The organism is Bacteroides muris (ex Afrizal et al. 2022), assembly GCF_004793475.1.
In the GTDB taxonomy this organism is placed as follows: Bacteria; Bacteroidota; Bacteroidia; order Bacteroidales; family Bacteroidaceae; genus Bacteroides; species Bacteroides muris.
Window position 1 is genome coordinate 1 of the sequence record NZ_SRYZ01000089.1, and the last position, 4,577, is coordinate 4,577.

The 4,577-nt window shown below is 50.9% G+C and carries 2 tRNA genes and 3 rRNA genes; all 5 read right to left on the reverse strand.

The window, feature by feature from the left end:
- Positions 1–46 precede the first annotated feature (46 nt).
- Positions 47–157 (reverse strand): 5S ribosomal RNA (rrf, locus tag E5355_RS18785).
- Between the two features lie 73 nt (positions 158–230).
- A 23S ribosomal RNA gene (locus E5355_RS18790) occupies positions 231–3,108 on the reverse strand.
- A 114-nt stretch (positions 3,109–3,222) separates the two neighbouring features.
- Positions 3,223–3,296: transfer RNA gene (locus E5355_RS18795), tRNA-Ala, on the reverse strand.
- A gap of 85 nt (positions 3,297–3,381) precedes the next feature.
- Positions 3,382–3,455, reverse strand: a tRNA-Ile gene (locus E5355_RS18800).
- A 138-nt stretch (positions 3,456–3,593) separates the two neighbouring features.
- A 16S ribosomal RNA gene (locus E5355_RS18805) occupies positions 3,594–4,577 on the reverse strand; the annotation flags it as partial.

Sequence of the window (4,577 nt, forward strand, 5' to 3'; positions counted from 1 at the left end):
AAAAGCAAAAGCCCCCTCGTCATTTCTGACTCGGGGGCTTCCTCTAAAACGGCGACTACCTACTCTCCCACTGTTACGCAGTACCATCGGCGTGACCGGGCTTAACTTCTCTGTTCGGAATGGGAAGAGGTGGAACCCCGGTGCTGTAGTCACCTGAATAAGGCAGACATGATGCGGAAAAAGTAAAAGCTTCATTAGCGGCTGAACGTATATACCTCCATACGAGGCAGGACAAGAAGTGAACGGGCAATTAGTAATGCTCGGCTATGACATCGCTGCCTTTACACCTGCATCCTATCAACGTCGTAGTCTACGACGACCCTGAGAAATCTAATCTTGTGGCTGGCTTCGTACTTAGATGCTTTCAGCACTTATCCAATCCCGACTTAGATACCCGGCAATGCACCTGGCGGCACAACCGGCAAACCAGAGGTCAGTCCAACACGGTCCTCTCGTACTAGTGTCAGAGCCACGCAAATTTCATACGCCCACGATAGATAGAGACCGAACTGTCTCACGACGTTCTGAACCCAGCTCGCGTGCCACTTTAATGGGCGAACAGCCCAACCCTTGGGACCTTCTCCAGCCCCAGGATGTGACGAGCCGACATCGAGGTGCCAAACCCCTCCGTCGATATGAGCTCTTGGGAGGGATCAGCCTGTTATCCCCGGAGTACCTTTTATCCTTTGAGCGATGTCCTTTCCATACAGAAACACCGGATCACTATGCTCTAGTTTCCTACCTGATCGACTTGTGAGTCTCCCAGTCAAGCGCCCTTATGCCATTACACTCTGCCGACGGTTACCAATCGTCGTGAGGGCACCTTTAGAAGCCTCCGTTACGCTTTTGGAGGCGACCACCCCAGTCAAACTACCCACCAAACAGTGTCCCCGAAAAAACGGGTTAGAACTCAAATAATCAAAGGGCCGTATTTCAACAGCGGCTCCACAAATACTGGCGTACCTGATTCAAAGCCTCCGGCCTATCCTACACATCAATTACCCAAATTCAATGTTAAGCTATAGTAAAGGTTCACGGGGTCTTTTCGTCCCATCGCGGGTAATCGGCATCTTCACCGATACTACAATTTCACTGAGCTCACGGTTGAGACAGCGTCCAGATCATTACACCATTCGTGCAGGTCGGAACTTACCCGACAAGGAATTTCGCTACCTTAGGACCGTTATAGTTACGGCCGCCGTTTACTGGGGCTTCAATTCAACGCTTCTCTTGCGATGACGTCTCCTCTTAACCTTCCAGCACCGGGCAGGTGTCAGGCTGTATACTTCATCTTTCAATTTCGCACAGCCCTGTGTTTTTGTTAAACAGTTGCCTGGACCTATTCTCTGCGCCTCAATCGCTTGAGGACCCTTTATCCCGAAGTTACAGGGTCAGTTTGCCTAGTTCCTTAACCGTGAATCACTCAAGCGCCTTAGTATATTCAACCCGACTACGTGTGTCCGTTTGCGGTACGGGTACCGTGAGGATTATGTTTAGCGGATTTTCTTGGAAGTATGATTACGCGCGCTATTGGATTGTTCAGAAGAACGCTCCATACTATCAGGTTCGACTCTTGTCCCGGATTTGCCTGGGACAATCGGCATCTACACCCTTCAACGGACTATTCCGTCAGTCCGCGGCGCTGTCACGACTCCGTCTCCACGTCACTCCACAAGGTAGTACCGGAATATTAACCGGTTCTGCCATCGGCCTCGCCGTTCGGCTGAGCCTTAGGACCCGACTTACCCTGATCCGATTAGCGTTGATCAGGAAACCTTAGTCTTTCGGCGAGGGGGTTTCCCACCCCCTTTATCGTTACTTATACCTACATTTGCTTTTCCACACGCTCCAGCAGGGCTCACGCCCAACCTTCGACGCAGAGTGGAATGCTCCCCTACCGATGATTTCTCATCCCAAAGCTTCGGTAGAATGCTTATGCCCGATTATTATCCACGCCAAACTCCTCGACTAGTGAGCTGTTACGCACTCTTTAAATGAATGGCTGCTTCCAAGCCAACATCCTAGCTGTCTTAGCAATCTGACTTCGTTAGTTCAACTTAGCATTCATTTCGGGACCTTAGCTGTTGGTCCGGATTGTTCTCCTTTAGGACATGGACCTTAGCACCCATGCCCTCACTCCTGACATAGAACTGGCACGCATTCGGAGTTTGTCAAGACTTGATAGGCGGTGAAGCCCTCGCATCTTATCAGTCGCTCTACCTCATGCCAGTATAAGTCAAGGCTGCACCTAAATGCATTTCGGGGAGTACGAGCTATCTCCAAGTTTGATTAGCCTTTCACCCCCACCCTCAGGTCATCCGGAAGCTTTTCAACGCTTATCGGTTCGGTCCTCCAGACAGTGTTACCTGTCCTTCAACCTGCCCAAGGGTAGATCACTTGGTTTCGCGTCTACTCCTTCCGACTATACGCCCTGTTCAGACTCGCTTTCGCTTCGGATACGGATCTGAAATCCTTAACCTCGCCGGAAAAAGTAACTCGTAGGTTCATTATGCAAAAGGCACGCCGTCACACTTAAAGTGCTCCGACCGCTTGTAGGCACATGGTTTCAGGAACTATTTCACTCTTCTGTTCGAAGTGCTTTTCACCTTTCCTTCACAGTACTGGTTCACTATCGGTCTCTCGGGAGTATTTAGCCTTACCGGATGGTCCCGGCAGATTCACGCAGAATTCCTCGTGCTCCGCGCTACTCAGGATACCACTAGGCTTAAGCCGGCTTCGCGTACGCAGCTGTCATGCTCTATGGCTGTACTTTCCAGAACATTCCGCTCACCGACTGTCTTGCCAAAACGTGGTCCTACAACCCCACACATGCCGTAACACGGGTGGTTTGGGCTCTTCCCCGTTCGCTCGCCACTACTGGGGGAATCATTGTTTATTTTCTTTTCCTGCAGGTACTAAGATGTTTCAGTTCCCTGCGTTAGCCTCCCGCATTGCGGGATGGTACCTCTTCAAGGTACCGGGTTGTCCCATTCGGAAATCCGCGGATCAAAGGTCATTTGCACCTACCCGCAGCTTATCGCAGCTTATCACGTCCTTCATCGCCTCCGAGAGCCAAGGCATCCGCCATGTGCCCTTACTTACTTTTTGTCTTACCGATCACGTATGGTCGATATATACTTTCAGCTTTAACTTTACTTTTTTTTGGTCACATCATGTCAAAGATCGTCTCAAGAATCCGGAAAAACATCCGGAACTGATAAGTGGAGAATAACGGATTCGAACCGTTGACCCCCTGCGTGCAAAGCAGGTGCTCTAGCCAGCTGAGCTAATCCCCCAAACGGAAAGGACTATGTCGCGTCTTAAAAAATCGATACAAAAAAAGTATCATGAAAAGACCGCGCACAACATCCGTCATTCGAGTAGTCCCAGGCAGAGTTGAACTGCCGACCTCTACATTATCAGTGTAGCGCTCTAACCAACTGAGCTATAGGACTGTCAGTCAAACCCTCGCCTTGCGGCTCGGCTTCTTCTTTCTCTTATGTTAATAAACAACTACGGCAGTACAAGAGGTTCTTATGGAAGCAAGACTTCAAGAACCGAAACCATCTCTTAATCTCGAAACGTCACTCCAGAAAGGAGGTGTTCCAGCCGCACCTTCCGGTACGGCTACCTTGTTACGACTTAGCCCCAATCACCAGTTTTACCCTAGGGCGCTCCTCGCGGTTACGCACTTCAGGTACCCCCGGCTTTCATGGCTTGACGGGCGGTGTGTACAAGGCCCGGGAACGTATTCACCGCGCCGTGGCTGATGCGCGATTACTAGCGAATCCAGCTTCATGGAGTCGGGTTGCAGACTCCAATCCGAACTGAGAGAGGATTTAGGGATTAGCCTCACGTCGCCGTGTAGCTGCCTTCTGTACCCCCCATTGTAACACGTGTGTAGCCCCGGACGTAAGGGCCGTGCTGATTTGACGTCATCCCCGCCTTCCTCGCATCTTACGACGGCAGTCCCGACAGAGTCCCCAGCACCACCTGATGGTAACTATCGGTAAGGGTTGCGCTCGTTATGGCACTTAAGCCGACACCTCACGGCACGAGCTGACGACAACCATGCAGCACCTTCACAAATGCCTTGCGGCCGGCATGTCTCCACGCCGTTCATTTGCAATTCAAGCCCGGGTAAGGTTCCTCGCGTATCATCGAATTAAACCACATGTTCCTCCGCTTGTGCGGGCCCCCGTCAATTCCTTTGAGTTTCACCGTTGCCGGCGTACTCCCCAGGTGGAATACTTAACGCTTTCGCTTGGCCGCTTACTGTATATCGCAAACAGCGAGTATTCATCGTTTACTGTGTGGACTACCAGGGTATCTAATCCTGTTTGATACCCACACTTTCGAGCATCAGCGTCAGTTACAGTCCAGCAGGCTGCCTTCGCAATCGGAGTTCTTCGTGATATCTAAGCATTTCACCGCTACACCACGAATTCCGCCTACCTCTACTGTACTCAAGGATGCCAGTATCAACTGCAATTTTACGGTTGAGCCGCAAACTTTCACAACTGACTTAACAACCCGCCTACGCTCCCTTTAAACCCAATAAATCCGGATAACGCTCG